General features: G+C 42.3%; 16 protein-coding genes. 9 read left to right on the top strand and 7 right to left on the bottom strand.

Going from position 1 to position 16,373, the window contains the following annotated elements; all coding sequences use genetic code 11:
- Positions 1–92: 92 nt before the first annotated feature.
- From ompR to AC4MCD_RS13100, 4 genes are all read left to right on the top strand, one after another.
- Positions 93–857: an osmolarity response regulator transcription factor OmpR gene (gene ompR / locus AC4MCD_RS13085; protein WP_004781707.1), complete on the top strand. Its 765-nt coding sequence runs from the start codon at positions 93–95 to the stop codon at positions 855–857.
- Between the two features lie 325 nt (positions 858–1,182).
- Positions 1,183–2,643 carry an ATP-binding protein gene (locus AC4MCD_RS13090; protein WP_491876255.1) on the top strand — a complete coding sequence of 487 codons (1,461 nt, stop codon included), beginning with the start codon at positions 1,183–1,185 and terminating at the stop codon, positions 2,641–2,643.
- Positions 2,644–2,848: 205 nt separating this feature from the next.
- Complete coding sequence (scpC, locus tag AC4MCD_RS13095; RefSeq protein WP_419375048.1) at positions 2,849–4,366, top strand: succinyl-CoA:acetate CoA-transferase ScpC; 1,518 nt, start codon at positions 2,849–2,851, stop codon at positions 4,364–4,366.
- 205 nt (positions 4,367–4,571) lie between these two features.
- Complete coding sequence (locus AC4MCD_RS13100; RefSeq protein WP_491876256.1) at positions 4,572–5,264, top strand: DsbA family oxidoreductase; 693 nt, start codon at positions 4,572–4,574, stop codon at positions 5,262–5,264.
- Between the two features lie 66 nt (positions 5,265–5,330).
- On the opposite strand, the gene AC4MCD_RS13105 is transcribed toward AC4MCD_RS13100, so the two are convergent.
- The gene (locus tag AC4MCD_RS13105) at positions 5,331–5,531 is read right to left on the bottom strand and encodes a dodecin family protein (RefSeq protein WP_491876257.1); all 201 of its coding nucleotides are present in this window, start codon (positions 5,529–5,531) and stop codon (positions 5,331–5,333) included.
- A 417-nt stretch (positions 5,532–5,948) separates the two neighbouring features.
- Here AC4MCD_RS13105 and AC4MCD_RS13110 point away from each other — a divergent pair, with 417 nt between their 5' ends.
- The 4 genes from AC4MCD_RS13110 to AC4MCD_RS13125 all read left to right on the top strand — a co-directional run bounded on the left by AC4MCD_RS13110 (position 5,949) and on the right by AC4MCD_RS13125 (position 9,259).
- The gene (locus tag AC4MCD_RS13110; protein WP_171069961.1) at positions 5,949–6,116 is read left to right on the top strand and encodes a hypothetical protein; all 168 of its coding nucleotides are present in this window, start codon (positions 5,949–5,951) and stop codon (positions 6,114–6,116) included.
- 256 nt (positions 6,117–6,372) lie between these two features.
- Positions 6,373–6,552 (top strand): hypothetical protein, encoded by a 180-nt coding sequence (locus AC4MCD_RS13115; RefSeq protein WP_419363850.1) that lies wholly within the window; start codon positions 6,373–6,375, stop codon positions 6,550–6,552.
- A gap of 9 nt (positions 6,553–6,561) precedes the next feature.
- Complete coding sequence (locus tag AC4MCD_RS13120) at positions 6,562–7,977, top strand: hypothetical protein (RefSeq protein ID WP_491876258.1); 1,416 nt, start codon at positions 6,562–6,564, stop codon at positions 7,975–7,977.
- 94 nt (positions 7,978–8,071) lie between these two features.
- Complete coding sequence (locus AC4MCD_RS13125; protein ID WP_491876259.1) at positions 8,072–9,259, top strand: hypothetical protein; 1,188 nt, start codon at positions 8,072–8,074, stop codon at positions 9,257–9,259.
- Positions 9,260–9,329: 70 nt separating this feature from the next.
- Here AC4MCD_RS13125 and AC4MCD_RS13130 read toward each other — a convergent pair whose 3' ends face one another.
- From AC4MCD_RS13130 to AC4MCD_RS13155, 6 genes are all read right to left on the bottom strand, one after another.
- Positions 9,330–9,602: a hypothetical protein gene (locus AC4MCD_RS13130; protein WP_419363858.1), complete on the bottom strand. Its 273-nt coding sequence runs from the start codon at positions 9,600–9,602 to the stop codon at positions 9,330–9,332.
- Positions 9,603–9,802: 200 nt separating this feature from the next.
- Entirely contained in the window at positions 9,803–11,722 is a 1,920-nt protein-coding gene (gene htpG, locus AC4MCD_RS13135) for a molecular chaperone HtpG (RefSeq protein WP_491876260.1), read from the bottom strand.
- 154 nt (positions 11,723–11,876) lie between these two features.
- Positions 11,877–12,221 carry a lysozyme inhibitor LprI family protein gene (locus AC4MCD_RS13140; RefSeq protein WP_034170983.1) on the bottom strand — a complete coding sequence of 115 codons (345 nt, stop codon included), beginning with the start codon at positions 12,219–12,221 and terminating at the stop codon, positions 11,877–11,879.
- A 175-nt stretch (positions 12,222–12,396) separates the two neighbouring features.
- Positions 12,397–13,032 carry an OmpW/AlkL family protein gene (locus AC4MCD_RS13145; RefSeq protein WP_491876261.1) on the bottom strand — a complete coding sequence of 212 codons (636 nt, stop codon included), beginning with the start codon at positions 13,030–13,032 and terminating at the stop codon, positions 12,397–12,399.
- 335 nt (positions 13,033–13,367) lie between these two features.
- Positions 13,368–14,735, bottom strand: a complete 1,368-nt coding sequence (locus AC4MCD_RS13150) for a Na+/H+ antiporter family protein (protein ID WP_159123440.1) — start codon at positions 14,733–14,735, stop codon at positions 13,368–13,370.
- A gap of 98 nt (positions 14,736–14,833) precedes the next feature.
- The gene (locus AC4MCD_RS13155) at positions 14,834–15,715 is read right to left on the bottom strand and encodes an alpha/beta fold hydrolase (RefSeq protein ID WP_491876262.1); all 882 of its coding nucleotides are present in this window, start codon (positions 15,713–15,715) and stop codon (positions 14,834–14,836) included.
- Positions 15,716–15,832: 117 nt separating this feature from the next.
- Between AC4MCD_RS13155 and AC4MCD_RS13160 the strand changes: the two genes are divergently transcribed.
- Positions 15,833–16,327 (top strand): DUF4442 domain-containing protein, encoded by a 495-nt coding sequence (locus AC4MCD_RS13160; RefSeq protein WP_180104692.1) that lies wholly within the window; start codon positions 15,833–15,835, stop codon positions 16,325–16,327.
- The last annotated feature ends 46 nt before the right edge of the window (positions 16,328–16,373 follow it).

A 16,373-nucleotide genomic window follows, 5' to 3' on the forward strand; every position in this document is an offset into this window, starting at 1 on the left:
TAGAGCATAGTCAATTAATAGTAATGAATCGTATACTCAAAGCATATTTCATTTTTTGTTTATGACGACAATAAAGAATAAAGGAGCACCTCATGAGTTTAGTGGTACCTGCTGAAAAACCCGATGCTGTACATACCGAAACCGACCGGGTCGAGCGCATCCTGGTTGTCGATGATGATGTGCGTCTGCGTACCCTGTTACAACGTTTCCTTGAAGATAAAGGCTTCGTCGTTAAAACTGCGCATGATGCTACCCAGATGGATCGACTATTACAGCGGGAACTGTTTTCTCTGATTGTGCTCGATTTTATGCTGCCTGTAGAAGATGGCCTCAGCATCTGTCGTCGCCTACGCCAGTCGAATATTGATATTCCAATCATTATGCTCACCGCACGTGGTAGCGATTCAGATCGTATTGCAGGTCTGGAAGCCGGTGCCGATGATTACCTGCCTAAACCATTTAATCCAAATGAATTGCTGGCACGTATTCGTGCAGTTTTGCGTCGTCAAGTCCGTGAAGTTCCAGGTGCTCCTAGCCAGCAAATGGAAGTGGTATCCTTTGGCCCATGGTCACTGGATCTGTCGACTCGTACCCTGACTCGTGAAGGACAGGTGGTCACCTTAACTACCGGTGAATTCGCCGTATTGAAAGCCTTAGTCCAACATCCACGTGAACCTTTAACTCGTGACAAGCTGATGAATCTGGCACGTGGCCGTGAATGGGGTGCGATGGAACGTTCAATTGACGTTCAGGTATCACGCTTACGTCGTTTGATTGAAGAAAACCCTGCCCGTGCGCGTTATATTCAAACCGTTTGGGGTGTCGGTTATGTGTTTGTTCCAGATGGTGCTGAATAATTTTCTTATTAGAAGAAAGTAAAATATTCGTCCGTCTATCAATTTAGTTTTGAATTACGTGACAAATTCATTCGCAACTGTTTGAGGCAGGAGGTATTCATCTCTAATGTTTCTGCGATAAATTGATTACTTGCCGCAATTTGACGAGTTTTGCGATGAGGAGCACTGCTCTGCAAGATGGTTTTGCCTACTTTTGCCGAAACAAAAGTAGGTCGAACCGAAGGTTTTAACCTATATTTAAATTACAGATGGTTTGACTCCGGTGTGATAAGGCCTTTTAATCAACTCATAATAATTTGCTGAAGTCATAGCACAGGATTGCTCAGTGAAACTCGACCCCATCGACCCACAAAAATTTACCGATTTTGTCACCTACTCAGAAAAAAAACGTACCCCTTGGGAACGCTTTCTGGACAAAATCAAACCGCGCTCCGCAGCGATGCGAACCACTGTACTGGTGGTCTTTGTGGTCTGTTTCAGCCTGTTCATGTCAATCTGGTTTTTCTGGCGTACGCTTTATTTACCTGAAATTCAGCAACACGCGCGTTATCTGGCCATGGAGCTGGAGATTCTCAACAATCCGGACCTGCGTCTTTATCATAAAGAACAGGAAGTCGATATTGATACCTGGCTCAAAAACCGGATCGGAATCGAATATGTCACCAATCCGGCTGAATATCCGAATGTAAAAGACAAGGTCATTGCCGAATTCTTTACTAACCAGATTGAAACCAAACTGGCCAAAGAATTAAGAATCGAACAGGCAACCGTTTATTTCCAGTTTAAGCCAAGTCCACGCATCTGGATTCAAACTCCAGAAATGAATGGCAACTGGGTACGTGAACCTCTTAAGACCTATGCCAACTATAGCCCTGAACTGATTCTAGGCTGGCTGCTTGGTACGCCACTCATTGCCGGCATTATTATCCTGACCCTGGTGCGTCAGCTGAACCGCCCTTTACGCCGCTTGCAGAATGCAGCAAACAGCTATAGTAAAAATGGTTCCGCTCCTTATCTGGATACCAATCATGGTCCGCTGGAAATCCGTCAGGTGAATCATGCCTTTAACCAGATGATTTATACCTTGGATCAAACCGAACGTGATCGTCGAATCATGCTCGCGGGGATTTCACATGACCTGCGTACGCCGTTGACCCGTATCCGTCTTAGCGCAGAAATGATGCCGGATGAAGACTTCCTCAAGGAAGGCCTGATTTATGACGTGGAGGATATGGATGCCATTCTGAACCAGTTCATTTCCTATATGCGGGATGGTTCCGATGAAGAGCTGCAAGAAACCAATGTCAATGTGCTGTTGCAGGAACTGGTCAAGCAGTTTAAGCCACTTGATATCCGCTTTACACCTCAAGAGATACCACTGGTTGAGGTACGCAGCATGTCGCTGAAACGCCTGATTGGCAACCTGATCAATAACTCGAAACGTTATGGTGCTGAACCGATCGAGCTTGCTGCCTATGTACAAGATCATAAACTGATGATCAGTGTATCCGATCATGGTGAAGGGATTCCGGAAGACCAGATTGAAGCGTTGATGCAACCCTTTGTTCGTGGAAATTCTGCGCGTACCGTACAAGGCAGTGGTCTGGGTCTGGCCATTGTCAAACGTATTGTTGATATTCACTCAGGTGAGCTGCATATCCAAAATCGGCCTGAAGGTGGTCTGGAAGCCATTATTGCCTTACCCCTGAAAACAGCAGATTCAGAGGCACCTGCTACCCCAACCACCTTGGATAAAATTCGTCAAACGCTCACTGATCACTTCTAGTAAGTGATCATAAAAGCAACAAACGACTTTTTAGTATTTCTATATAATTCATTTTAATTTCCAATAATTCAATCATTTAAAAAACATCATTTTTCATTATACCTACATTTAGCTAAAAAATTAGACCTTAGCCTAACACCTATGCAAAATACATTTTTTGATCGGTACAATCCGTATCATTATTTAAGAATTTATGAGAGTTGAAATGTCTTTAGATCGTATCCGTTTAGCCTCCCTACACAACAAAGTCATCAGCCCTGAACAAGCTGCTGAATTCATCGAAGATGGTATGACTGTGGGTATGAGTGGCTTTACTCGCGCTGGTGAAGCGAAGGCGGTTCCTTTAGCTTTGGTACAACGCGCAAAAGCAAATCCACTGAAAATCACGTTGATCACAGGTGCATCACTCGGTAACGATTTGGACAAGCAACTCACTGAAGCAGGCGTATTGGCACGTCGTTTACCATTCCAGGTAGATAGCACTTTACGTAAAGCGATCAACAAAGGCGAAGTGATGTTCATCGATCAGCATTTGTCTGAAACAGTTGAACAGATGCGTAACCAGCAGTTGAAAAAACCTGATGTAGCGGTAATTGAAGCAGTTGCGATCACTGAAGATGGCGGCATCATTCCAACAACTTCTGTAGGTAACTCTGCAAGTTTTGCAATTTTTGCTGAGAAAGTGATTGTTGAAATCAACACGAATTTAAGTCCTGCATTTGAAGGCTTGCACGACATCTATATCCCGACTTACCGTCCAACACGTCAAGCAATTCCATTGACTCAAGTGGATGAGCGTATCGGTACACATGCAATCAATATCGATCCTTCAAAAATCGTGGGTATCGTATTCAACAATGAATTGCATGACTCTCCATCAACTGTAACTGCACCAGATGATGAGACTCAAAGCATTGCTAACCATTTGATCGCTTTCTTTGAAAAAGAAGTAGCTGAAGAGCGTTTACCGAAAAACCTTGGCCCTCTTCAAGCAGGGATCGGTTCCATTGCAAACGCCGTATTGACGGGTCTGAAAGATTCAAACTTCGAAGACTTGATCATGTACTCAGAAGTACTACAAGACTGTACCTTTGAATTGATCGATGCCGGTAAAATGAAGTTTGCTTCAGGTTCTTCAATTACACTTTCTGCAAAATACGGCGAGAAAGTATTTAACAACCTTGAGCACTACAAAGACAAACTTGTATTACGTCCACAAGAAATCTCTAATCACCCTGAACTGGTACGTCGTTTAGGTATTATCGGTATCAACACTGCGCTTGAATTCGATATTTACGGTAACGTGAACTCAACTCACGTTTGTGGTACCAAAATGATGAACGGTATCGGTGGTTCAGGTGACTTCGCTCGTAATGCACACCTGGCAATCTTCGTGACTAAATCAATCGCGAAAGGTGGCGACATCTCTTCAGTAGTTCCATTTGCGTCTCACGTAGACCATGCTGAACACGATGTAGACATCTTGGTAACAGAACAAGGTCTGGCAGATCTTCGTGGTCTGGCGCCACGTGAACGTGCTCGTGCGATCATCGACAACTGTGCCCACCCAATGTACCGTGATGCATTGAATGACTATTTTGACCGTGCATGTACGAAAGGTGGCCATACGCCTCACCTGCTTCGTGAAGCGCTGTCTTGGCATTCTAACTTTGAAGAAAATGGCCACATGCTTGCAGCAGAAGCTGCGGTAAAAACTGCATAATTGACCGTTTCAGAAAACGCCCTACGGGGCGTTTTTTTATAGGTGAATGTGGGATCAATGACCGTGATCATCTGCATAAGATCCCCCTCAGTCCAAACTTGTTAAATATTTTGAATGATTAAACTGCGCTTAGTCTGAACGCAGGGCTTTAAATTCCGATTCTTCACCCTCATACTTGCAACAAGACTAAGATTAGAGACATAACATGCGCGTAGATATTTGGTCAGATGTGGTCTGCCCCTTCTGCTATATTGGTAAAAAACGTCTGGAAGCCGCTGCACAAGAAGCAGGGATTGAGCTTGAAGTACATTGGCATAGTTTTCAGTTAGATCCTGAAGCACCAGTACGTCAGGAAATTTCCAATTCTGAGCGCTTGGCACAAAAATACGGCCGTTCAGTCGCAGAAGTTGAAGACATGCAGCGCAATATTGCTGAAATGGCCAAAGCTGAAGGGATTGAATTTAACTGGGAAGGTGCCAACTCAGGTAACACCTTGAATGCGCACCGCATCATCCACCTCGCGCAAAGCAAAGGCTTGGGCAACGAAGCACAGGAAGCTTTTTTCTATAGCTACATGACCCAAGGTCTGGCGATTGGCGAACGTGAAACGCTGGAAGATGTCGCGGCCCGTATCGGCCTGAATCCGGTGGAAGTGGATGATGTACTGGACTCAGAAGAATTTGCCGACTTTGTTAAATTTGACCAGGAAGTAGCACGTGACCAACTCAAAGTGACAGGTGTGCCGTTCTTTGTCTTTGATCAGCGCATTGCTCTGGCCGGTGCCCAACCTAAAGAAGTTTTCCTGCAAGTATTCGAAAAAGCCTTAGAAACCACACCGCAATCCCCTGCTGAGCAATGTTCAACAGATGCCTGTGATGTTCCGACCCAGCCTGAATAAACATTGAAATTGAAGAAAATGAAAAAATCCCCATTCGAGATGGGGATTTTTTTATAGATGATTGGATTAGTCAACCAAGAAGCTGATCTTTAGATTCACACGATATTCGGTAATTTTATTGTCATTAATCACGACTTTCTGTTCATTGATCCAGGCACCTTGAACATTTTTAATCGTCTCTGTGACTTTCGCGATGCCAGTCTGAATTGCATCCTCAAAGCTTTTACTACTGCTTGAATTAACTTCTACCACTTTTGCAATTGCCATGATTCAACACTCACTCTGTGAAGATAGAAGCATTCATCTTAGTTGATTTAAATTTCTCTACAGCTCTTAGCAAACAAGTGATAGCAAAAACTTACAGGGAATGAACAAATACTGATCTGCCCTTACTGCTTTAAAAAAATTTAAATCTGGACCTCTAGTTTTAAATAATCAACAAATAAATGTTTGTTTAAAAGCTTCTAAAACATCTAAAAAATGTATAAAAAACAATCCAAAACTATCTAGAGTAAATATTCTAATACATTGTTTTATAGAGTATTTTATCTAAATTTAGTTGCTTTTCTTGCCGATTTGATCATTTTTTATTAATTGCCATTTGATATTATTTTTCACGTGATTTAGGACTAACTTTTTTTCTTGTTCAAGCTCTTGAACACCCAGATATCAAAAGGTCATGTTATGAAAACTGTTAAATTTTTATGCGCAGCAACTGTGATGGCTTTTTCTCTACAAGCTTCAGCACAAATGGCTCAAGTGGTTTATCTTCCAGATTTCCCTGTGAGCAAAGCACCAGTTGAAACTGTAGCTACAGATACTGCAAATGCAGAAACTGAAAAAGCGGCTTAAGTCTTTAAGCGAAATCTCCCAGCAGGCTGAATTATTCAGCCTGTTTTTATTTCAGGGCTCCAAAAATCTAACTTGTTCTTCTGTTTAGCGAGTATTAAGAATCTCATTATTTTTTATTTTATTTTGATTTCGTTCACTTTTTATTCAAAAACAACTACCAAATTCGCTTAAAAAATACTCAAAATAATCAAGTATTTTGTCAATCAGATGCTTATAATCAGAACCTGATCTTTTATGGATTTCAGACTTTCTTGTTATGAACCAGCTTCAAGCATTAATACAGGGAAAAATTTCTCCGCAGGCGGTTTCTGTGGATTTTTTGATTGAAATGGCTGAGCGTTATCCAGATCCCAACTCTACCGAATACAAACTGGTAGAACTTGCGGTCAATATGATCATGGCCAAAACACTGGATAAAGCACTCAAATATATCTAGAGAGCTAAAATGAATGCTTTAGAAAAAGCAAAATTAATTAAAGAATTAAACGAATTGGGGCAGCAATTAGAACATAAATCCCTCAGTTTATATGAAGCCGCCCGAACCAAAAAACGACTCCAGGATATTTTTCATCTCTGTGATGAACCTGTTTTTAAAAATCAGATTTTAAGTTTTAAATCCCGTGTTCAGCCTGAGCTGACAGCACATCAGTTTGCAGCAAGCACTCAGTTTCATCATTGTTATCGCGGTTATTTTAAGGATCCTGTCCAGCTGCAACAGGCACTGATTGCACATAGAGAAACAGGCTGGGCCTTTTTGCATCAGCCACAACAAGGCTGGCAAATCTGGCTGGGTCCTGTAGAGCAATCTGATTTTTTACATGGGGAATGGGATGAATTAGCAAATTGCCATCACTGGCTTTTGCAGCAACAGCAACAAGGCGCATATTTTCCTCTCGATCCTCAACTGAGTATTCCGGCTTTATCTGTTCAGGACGCCGAATTCGATACACTTACCCTGGAAATTGCGCGTTATCATCAGGGTAGTTTGCAGATTCAAACCAAGATCACTGCACCTCAACTGTCTAAAACAATCGAACCTGATTTAGACAGAGCAACCAGCGAAATAGAAGTTAAAACAGCTGAACTGTCTATAGAAATAAACAATACGGATAATTCATCCTCTAGTCCGGTGCTAGATGAACACATTACTTTCCCTGAATCTATACAGCTAGGTGAATTCTCTGCCCTGCTGCACCCCTTAGAACATACTGGAGCGACTATACGGCGTCTCTGCGCCCTGGAATTACAACCGGCTGCTTCCCAACCGGCTGATCTGGAAATAGCACTATATTATGCTGAGGAAGACCACTGGCAGGCCCGTCCTGTTTATCTTGTCATGCAGGCCGATCAGCAAGGGCAAGGTCTGAAATACCTGATGCTCTTGGGCGCACCGAGTCTCTTGCAGGCCAATTCCTGTATCCAGTACTGGGGCACGCAGCGTGGACGGCGTTGTATAGAGATAAAATCCATATCATGGGCAGCTTTAGGTGCCTGTCTTGATCAGATAGATCTTTTCAGTGAAATATATCTGCAACAAGCCGAAACGGTCTGGATGCCTGAGGAAAGCTATGCCTATATTCCGGCTCGGTGTATTCATCAAAAGAAATTTATCAATTTTGAGGAAGCGCCCGCTGATTTTTCTACTCCAATTTTATTGCTACAGGAACATCAGAAAATTCGGGTGATTCATGGAGAACATCGCCTGGCATTGTCCAATCAGGAAATCGCTTATCCTTATTTAATGCTCAAACGTGATAAGGATTTGAATTGGCAAAAAATTCATCAAATTGTTTTAGGATTGTCACAGCCGGTACGGGTTTTAGATCTTTATATGGCAATTCAGGCACAAATCATTAAATAATTGATGTAGTTATGTAGTTTATCCTTGCTTTTTTTCCTTATTTTTTAGAAAACTAGCGCAGTAAATAAAATACGATAAGAGCAAGAATCAACTCATGCGAATAAACCAAATTACTCGAATCTTATTGCTATCACTTGGCGTGGGATTAAGTAGTAGCCCAGTTTGGGCAGAAGCATCTCCTACAGAACCTACAAAAACAGAACAACCTACAGGTACAGGTACAGGTACAGGTACAGGTACAGGTACAGGTACAGGTACAGGTACAGGTACAGGTACAGGTACAGGTACAGGTACAGGTACAGGTATTTTAGATCAGATTCCACGCTTGATCGATGCCACGCCTACGATTTTACCTGAACAGTCAGATGAAGCGATGGTGCCCACCACTGAGGAAACAGAAGATAAATCTTGGGCCGACAAAAAGCAGAAAAGAATCCGTGAATGGGCAGACCGCACCGCACATAAGATTGATAACTGGTTTGGCCAGACCAACCCGGATGAGCCAGCAACTGCGACCTTGCGAATTATTCTGGATAATAGCTGGGACAAATATGAAAACTATGAAATCAAGCCGAGGATTCGAGGAAAAATCAAGCTTCCAACCTTGGAACAAAGGTTAAGTCTGGTCTTTGGTGATGACAGTCTGGATAACGAACTGGACACCAATGTCGCAATTACCAATGAAAATCCTGGCAATTCCCGGGACAAAAATCTGGATATTCGCCGTACCCGCGAAAACAACAGCTCGTTTGCACTACGCTGGTCAGAATTTTCAAATGGCCTACCTTTCGATAGCGATCTGGATCTGGGGGTACGTTCTGGGGATGATATTTATGTACGGGCCAAAATCAGTAAAGACTGGGCGATGCAGAATGACTTCTCTTTTCATGCTGAACAGATTTATCGTTATGGATTGCAGAGTGAAAACTATTTGCGAACCAACCTGGAACTGATTCATGCCCGTCCCAATGAGGCCTTTTTTTCCAATCAGTTAAGTCTGACCTATGCAGATGAGCAAGAAGACGATCTGACTTGGGATAACTATACTTTCAGGCAGCATCAATTTTTCCAGGGCAACCGCTTTAACTATGGTATTTATACGGGCGGCTATCTGGATGATAAAGACTTACGCTTAAATCGCTGGGGACCTTATGTGTCCTGGAGGCAACCTTTTTTACGTGAATGGTTCTTTGTCCAGGGCGACCTAAATTACCTGAATGATGACCGACTGGACCGCAGCCATTATCTGGGTGCGATGGTACGTCTTGAGGCTATTTTCTAAATTTGAATAAATCCGAAACTATAAAAGCCCATAAAATATGGGCTTTTTAATGTCTGAATCCAATGAGTTTTTATTGGCGGTGCTCAACCGTCGTAAAGGTAATTCGATCACTACGAATCACACGTTTTTGCTGCAAAGAAGGCTGTTCCATCTGTGGCATATTCCATACTGCGCGGTCTGTACGCTGCATTCGTTTTACCTTTGGCGCCTCTTTTTTCATTGGTGCCTGAAAACTAATATGATCACTACGAGTCACTTTTTTGGACTCAGTATCGGCCATTGTGGCTGCGCTCATTGATACCAGAATGATTGTACTCAGACTCATCATCAGTGATTTTTTCATGGGAGAATTCTCTTAACTTAATAATCGTTATTATAAATTAATATTTTAATTATTATCTATTTTTTAAATTCAAAAACCTAAAGGTATTTTTTTATTCTGGCTATCGCTTTTTTAAATCATTAAAGGGGGAATTCAAGTTTTAAACGCTAAATTCAGAACATAAAAAATCCCTCCGTAGAGGGATTTTTGAAATATAAAAATTAACCCAATAATAGACTGTTAATACGTTTTACATACTCAGCCGGATTTTCTGGTAGTCCACCTTCTGCAATCATTGCCTGATCAAAGATCACATTGGCCAGATCATCAAACTGGGCAGAACCTTCCAGTTTTTTCACCAGTGGATGTTCCGGGTTAATCTCCAGAATCGGCTTCACATCCGGTACAGGCTGACCTGCATCTTTCAGCATACGAATCAGTTGTGGAGAAAGCTCCCCTTCTCCTGTAACCAGACAGGCTGGAGAGTCGACTAGACGAGTTGTTACACGTACTTCTTTGGTTTTGTCTTTCAAAGAATCTGTTAGCTTTTCAACCACAGGTTTAAACTGTTCAGCAGCCGCTTCAAGTGCTTTTTTCTCTTCCGCATCTTGCAGATCACCTAGATCCACTGCACCCTTAGAGACATTTTGCAATGGTGTACCATCGAACTCATGCACAAAGTTCATTGCCCATTCATCGACACGCTCTGACATCAGCAATACTTCAATGCCTTTTTTCTTGAACACTTCCAGTTGTGGCGAGTTTTTCGCAGCATTCAGGCTTTCAGCGGTAATGTAGTAAATCGCTTTCTGGCCTTCTTTCATGCGTGCTTTATAGTCCGCCAATGAAGTGCTTACTTCATCATTGGTTGAAGTCGCATAGCGCAGCAGTTTCAAGATGCGTTCGCGGTTACCGAAATCTTCACCTAAACCTTCTTTCAGCACCGCACCAAATTCGCGGTAGAAAGTTTTGAAGTTTTCCTGATCTTTTTCATCTTCAGATTTTGCCAGATTATCCAAAGTGGTCAGAATACGGCGGGTATTGCCTTCACGGATGGTTTTCACATCACGGCTTTCCTGCAGCAATTCACGGCTCACGTTCAATGGCAGATCGGCACTGTCTACCACGCCCTGTACAAAGCGCAGATAGTTTGGAATCAGGTTATCCGCATCATCCATAATGAACACACGTTTCACATAGAGCTTGATGCCGGCTTTGGCTTCACGGGTGAAAATATCCTGTGAGGCCTTGCTTGGGATATAAAGCAGTTGGGTATATTCAGTACTACCTTCAACCCGGTTATGCGCCCAAGCCAATGGGGCAGCAAAATCATGGGTCAGGTTCTTATAGAATTCGGTATATTGCTCTTCAGTAATCTCAGATTTATTCCGGGTCCACAGTGCGCTGGCCGAGTTAATTGCTTCCCACTCATCGGTCTTCACATATTGACCGCCTTTTGGTGTTTCACCTTCAGCAGCTTCTTCTTCCTGCCAGACTTCTTTTTGCATCTGGATAGGCAGGCTGATGTGATCTGAGTATTTATTGATGATCTGTTTGACTTTATAGCTTTGCAGATAATCCAGTGCATCTTCACGCAGATGCAAAATAATATCGGTACCACGGCCTTCTTTGGTGATCTGTTCAACTTCGAACTCACCGGTACCGCCACTGATCCAGCGCACCCCTTCTGAGGCATCTGTACCGGCACGGCGTGATTCTACGGTAATTTTGTCAGCCACAATAAAGCCTGAGTAGAAACCTACACCAAACTGGCCAATCAGCTGCGCATCAGCTTTCTGATCACCCGTCAGTTTTGACATAAAGTCTTTGGTCCCTGATTTGGCAATCGTCCCCAGATTTTCAATGGCTTCTTGCTGGCTTAAACCGATCCCGTTATCTGAAATGGTAATAGTTTTATTTTCTGGATCGAGGCTGACACGTACGCGGAGGTCAGGATCATTTTCATAATATTCAGGATGGTTGATCCCTTCAAAACGTAATTTGTCACACGCATCTGAAGCATTAGAAATTAATTCACGCAGGAAAATTTCAGGATTTGAATAAAGCGAATGGGTCACAAGGTGCAGTAACTGCGCTACCTCAGCCTGGAAACTGTGTTTTTGTACGCTTAAATCGCTCATGAATCACTCCTATTATTTTAGATACAGATGTTAACTGTTGCCTATATGAATGGAGTGAGTTCAATAATTTTCAATAGCCTTAAAATAATTTTTTCGCAAAAAATATTTTTATGGCTTTCATTTTTATCAGTTTAATTGATGGGATGGACAAGACTTAATAAGGCCCCATTTTATAGATACGATCAAAATGCAGATCCAGTTGCTGCTGACGCATATTATAGACCTGACTCAAGCAGGATACGGATTCCTGGCAGCGATCACGAAATTGCAGCCATTTCACCTGATCGCGTTGAATTACTGAACGTGTTCCCATCGGCACCATACGGCGCAAGATGTTATAGCTGGTACTCATTTTGACATCAGCATCATTCAGCAAACGATGTTCACAAATTGTCTTCTCAGTCGCGGTTGTCGCTTTCTGACAATTAAAACTGGCAGCATAACTCTGTGAAATAAACAGCGTGCTGAAGATCAAAAGACTCTTCGACAAAAAACTCATGCTTTGATCTTCCTTATTATTAAGTCGTATTCAATTAATATTTACTTTATTCGTTTTAATATATTTGAGTATTGCCAATCTGCTCAATTTCAATACGTTATAAATCGTTGTTATTTTGAAAAAAAGCCCCATTCTTGATGAGGCTTTTGGAAAAAGTAAACCAAAAAATTAGAGCTTAGAATTTATAGCTATAACCGATCGTATAAACCCAAGGATCGATTCCAAATTCACCCAAATTAATTTTTGTACCATCAGCAGTCTTTGCTTCCAGATCTGTATCTAAGTCTGCATAACGTGCATCAACAAATACACCCCAGTTTTTTGCATCCGCTGGCTGGAAGTTAAAGCCGACTTGGCCAGCTACACCATAAGCAACATCTGCATCAAGCTTTGATACACCTAATGCGTCTTTTGCAGTTTGGCTAAATTCTTCATCCCATGGAATGAATACTGTAGCACCTACGCCGATATAGGGAGTAAAGCGGCTTGAATTTTTAAAATTATATTTGGCTGTGATCGTTGGTGGTAGATGTTTTAATGATGCAATTTTCACATCACCCGCCATCTCAACATCATGTTTAAACGGGGTAGCCAATAATAATTCGGCTGAAATATTGTCATTGAAGAAATATTCGACTGAAGGAGTAAAATTGAGTTCGCTACTTGCTTTAGCATCTTCAACCACACCAGGAATCAGGTCAGTTTCCTGAGTAGGTGCTAATACAGAAGCCCCCACTTTCACTTGCCATTGCCCTGCCATCGCAGATGCTGAAAGACCCATTAATGCAATTAGAGCTACTTGCTTTAACATTTTAAAATACCCCCAAGGGAAGAATAATTATTAAGAAAATATTTCTTAATTAATAATAAACACGGCTTAAATTAATATGCAATAGATATTATAAAACTAAATTTCATTTATTATTTAAATATATGTAATTATTATATATTTATTTTAAATTGACTATATTGGTTGGTTTTAAATACCCAGTAAATTAATCAGATTAAAATAATAATATTCAGAGCAAAATAATCAGGTTTATATTAATTTTTTATTTAAACATATATTTTAAATACATCTTATAATTTATTTTAAATCTAGGCAAATCTGCTCCGATTTATATCAGAGCAGATTATAAAAAGGACTTATAGAACCATGGCTGCAATCCAGCCAAAAATGATAAGCGGAATATTAAAATGAATGAAGGTTGGAACCACACTATCCTTCATATGGTCATGCTGACCATCCATATTCAGACCGGATGTTGGACCTAGAGTTGAATCTGATGCTGGAGAGCCAGCATCGCCCAAAGCAGCCGCAGTCCCGATGATCGCAATAGTTGCTGCAGGACTAAAACCAAATTGAATACAGAGCGGTACATAAATAATCGCCAAGATCGGAATGGTAGAGAATGATGAACCGATACCCAGAGTAATCAGCAGACCAATCAACAACATTAAAAAGGCGGCAAGTGCCTGGCTATTACCAATCCAGTCAACCGACGCTTCAACCAGCGCAGGAACCTGTCCTGTTGCCTCAATCACGGCAGCAAAACCTTGCGCGGCAATCATGATAAAACCAACCAGGGCCATCATACGCATACCGGTGATGATCACATCATCTGCTTCTTTCCATTTAAAGATTCCGGCACAGCTCAAGATTGCGACACCGACCAGACCGGCAAGAATCATCGAATCTGAATAAAGCTGTACCACAAGGGTTGCAATCACCGCGATCGCTGCCATCCAGATGGTCAGTTTGGCAATTTGCGGTTTCGCTGATTTTTGTTCTACACCCAGTTCAGCAGAGATACTTTGCTGCTGTTCCACATGGATATCTTTATAAAGACGTGGCTTACGGTAGCTGATAAACATGGCTACCAGCAAACCCACGAACATACCTGAGACCGGAATTGCCATCGCAGCGGGAATCTGGTCATAAGTAATCTCAAATCCGTAGGGTTTACCAAAGGTATTGATGTTATGGCCCAGAATATCATTCAGGAAGATGGCACCAAAACCAACTGGAACCAGCATATATGTTCCCACCAGACCAAAGGTCAGCAGACAGGCCACCAAACGGCGATCCAGCTTCAGATGGTTAAATACCAGCAATAACGGTGGAATCAGAACCGGAATAAAGGCGATGTGCACTGGAATCACGTTTTGCGAGAAAACGGCAGCCAATGCGACTGTACAAAAGATCAGATATTTAACCTTATTCTGTGCCTTTTCTGATGCCTCACCTTTTAAGGTAGTGATCATTTTATAGGCCAGCAAGTCAGGCAAACCGGAACGTGCCAAGGCCAAAGCAAAGGCACCCAAGATGCCATAAGCCAAGGCAATTTTAGCGCCACCGCCCAGACCATTGTTAAATGCGTCTAAAGTTCCCTGGAGGCCAAGACCTGCCAGCAAACCACCCGTAACAGCACCAATGACCAGGGCAAAAACCACAGGTACACGTGCCAATGAGAGTCCAAACATGACTCCAATAGCAGCAAGAATTGCGAACATAATGAATTGGGAATGAGAGAAAACGGCTATTTTATCAGAAAATCCGGATAAAAATTCTTCCACTTATCCCTTGCCGAGTCACGTTCCCAATCTCCGTATTAAGTGGTCGCTGTTAATTTCTGCTGAATAAAATTATGGATTAGATGAGCCACCTGTTCCGGCTGGCTCAAAATCGCCCAGTGATTGGCATTTAATTCTACCCGGGAAAAATCTTTTACCCATTTTGGCATTTCATCAATCAGATCTGGGCCAACAAACTGGTCCTTCTTGAGCACAATTGCCTGTACCGGACAGACTGCAAAACGCTGTCTAGGTCGAGATAAACGCGGTAAAAAGTTCGCCCGATACAGATTAACGCCATATTTTCCGTCTTTGACAATATTCTGGTTTAGCGGCAGATTTTCCTGCTGTTCCAGCTGACTGATCATTTTGCCCCAACGTTCTGCATTAAAGAAATTCCATGCGGTAGGCGCTATAAAAGGCAACTGGAATACCGCGATATACCAGGACCTAGTCATCTGTTTAAAGAACTTGGTCTTATGCTGTTTAAACTGTTCACGCATCCAGAAAGCCGCATGATCCAGACATGGACCTGACATGGTGCTAAAAGACAAAATACGGCTTTTAAATTTAGGTTCGGTGACCGCTTCCCAAGCCTGGATTGAACCCCAGTCATGAGCCGCAAGGTGGAAAGCTCGTCCTGGCAAGACCTGATCGACCACTTGCTCTAAATCTGCACACAGACGTTCCAGACGATAATCCCAAATTTTCTTGGGAACGCTGGAGTCTCCTGCTCCGCGCACATCATAGGTCACCACAAAATAATCCTGAACGAGGTGAGAAATTACCGCTTCCCAGACATCCTGATGGTCAGGATAACCATGAACCAGCATTAAAGCCGGTTGTTCAGGCTCGCCCCAGGTTTTCACATAGAGACGTTGATGATCGCTGGTATCTACCCACTGGCTATGTCTTTGCATAGATGTATCCTTATTCGCTGATTGGCTCTTTTATTGTTGAAATAGGCACGATTTATCAATGCCAGCTTATTTTTGTTGTTCTAGTATGCATATAAGACTAGAAAAAAGAATATCCACATGAGCCTATTACGAAAAATTCAGCAACTGCCCTCGTTATCCAAATTTATCCTGAATCGCTATGCCCCTTATCGTGGAGCAGGCATTGTCATTGATGAAATGGATTTTGCCAATTATCACGTTCGCGTGAAAATGCCACTGACTCGCAAAAATCAGAATATTGTCGGAGTACATTTTGGTGGCAGCCTGTATTCCATGGTCGATCCTTTTTATATGTTATTGCTGATGCACCATCTGGGTCCGAAATACATTGTCTGGGATAAAAGCTCTACCATTCAGTTTCTAGCGCCAGGACGTGGAACGGTCTATGCGGACATCCGGATTTCCAGGCAGGAAGTGCAAACAGTAAAAGAACTGGCAGCTGACCATAGTCCGGTTTATCGCCAGTATCAGCTCAATATTTATGATGATTCCGGTGTGCGTATCGCTGAGGTACAAAAGACCGTTTATATCCGCCTTAAACAGAGCAAAGGCAAGCTTCGAGAAGCTAAATAACGAAATTGAATAAACTAAAAGCGCCATGGAGGCGCTTTTAAATCTA

The sequence above is a fragment of the Acinetobacter sp. CAU_H_78 genome, assembly GCF_058599365.1.

Coding starts and splice junctions, on each gene's coding strand:
- ompR (WP_004781707.1), top strand. CDS start 93: ATGAGTTTAGTGGTACCTGCTGAAAAACCCGATGCTGTACATACCGAA.
- scpC (WP_419375048.1), top strand. CDS start 2,849: ATGTCTTTAGATCGTATCCGTTTAGCCTCCCTACACAACAAAGTCATC.
- AC4MCD_RS13100 (WP_491876256.1), top strand. CDS start 4,572: ATGCGCGTAGATATTTGGTCAGATGTGGTCTGCCCCTTCTGCTATATT.
- AC4MCD_RS13105 (WP_491876257.1), bottom strand. CDS start 5,531: ATGGCAATTGCAAAAGTGGTAGAAGTTAATTCAAGCAGTAGTAAAAGC.
- AC4MCD_RS13110 (WP_171069961.1), top strand. CDS start 5,949: ATGAAAACTGTTAAATTTTTATGCGCAGCAACTGTGATGGCTTTTTCT.
- AC4MCD_RS13115 (WP_419363850.1), top strand. CDS start 6,373: ATGAACCAGCTTCAAGCATTAATACAGGGAAAAATTTCTCCGCAGGCG.
- AC4MCD_RS13120 (WP_491876258.1), top strand. CDS start 6,562: ATGAATGCTTTAGAAAAAGCAAAATTAATTAAAGAATTAAACGAATTG.
- AC4MCD_RS13125 (WP_491876259.1), top strand. CDS start 8,072: ATGCGAATAAACCAAATTACTCGAATCTTATTGCTATCACTTGGCGTG.
- AC4MCD_RS13130 (WP_419363858.1), bottom strand. CDS start 9,602: ATGAAAAAATCACTGATGATGAGTCTGAGTACAATCATTCTGGTATCA.
- htpG (WP_491876260.1), bottom strand. CDS start 11,722: ATGAGCGATTTAAGCGTACAAAAACACAGTTTCCAGGCTGAGGTAGCG.
- AC4MCD_RS13140 (WP_034170983.1), bottom strand. CDS start 12,221: ATGAGTTTTTTGTCGAAGAGTCTTTTGATCTTCAGCACGCTGTTTATT.
- AC4MCD_RS13145 (WP_491876261.1), bottom strand. CDS start 13,032: ATGTTAAAGCAAGTAGCTCTAATTGCATTAATGGGTCTTTCAGCATCT.
- AC4MCD_RS13150 (WP_159123440.1), bottom strand. CDS start 14,735: ATGTTCGCAATTCTTGCTGCTATTGGAGTCATGTTTGGACTCTCATTG.
- AC4MCD_RS13155 (WP_491876262.1), bottom strand. CDS start 15,715: ATGCAAAGACATAGCCAGTGGGTAGATACCAGCGATCATCAACGTCTC.
- AC4MCD_RS13160 (WP_180104692.1), top strand. CDS start 15,833: ATGAGCCTATTACGAAAAATTCAGCAACTGCCCTCGTTATCCAAATTT.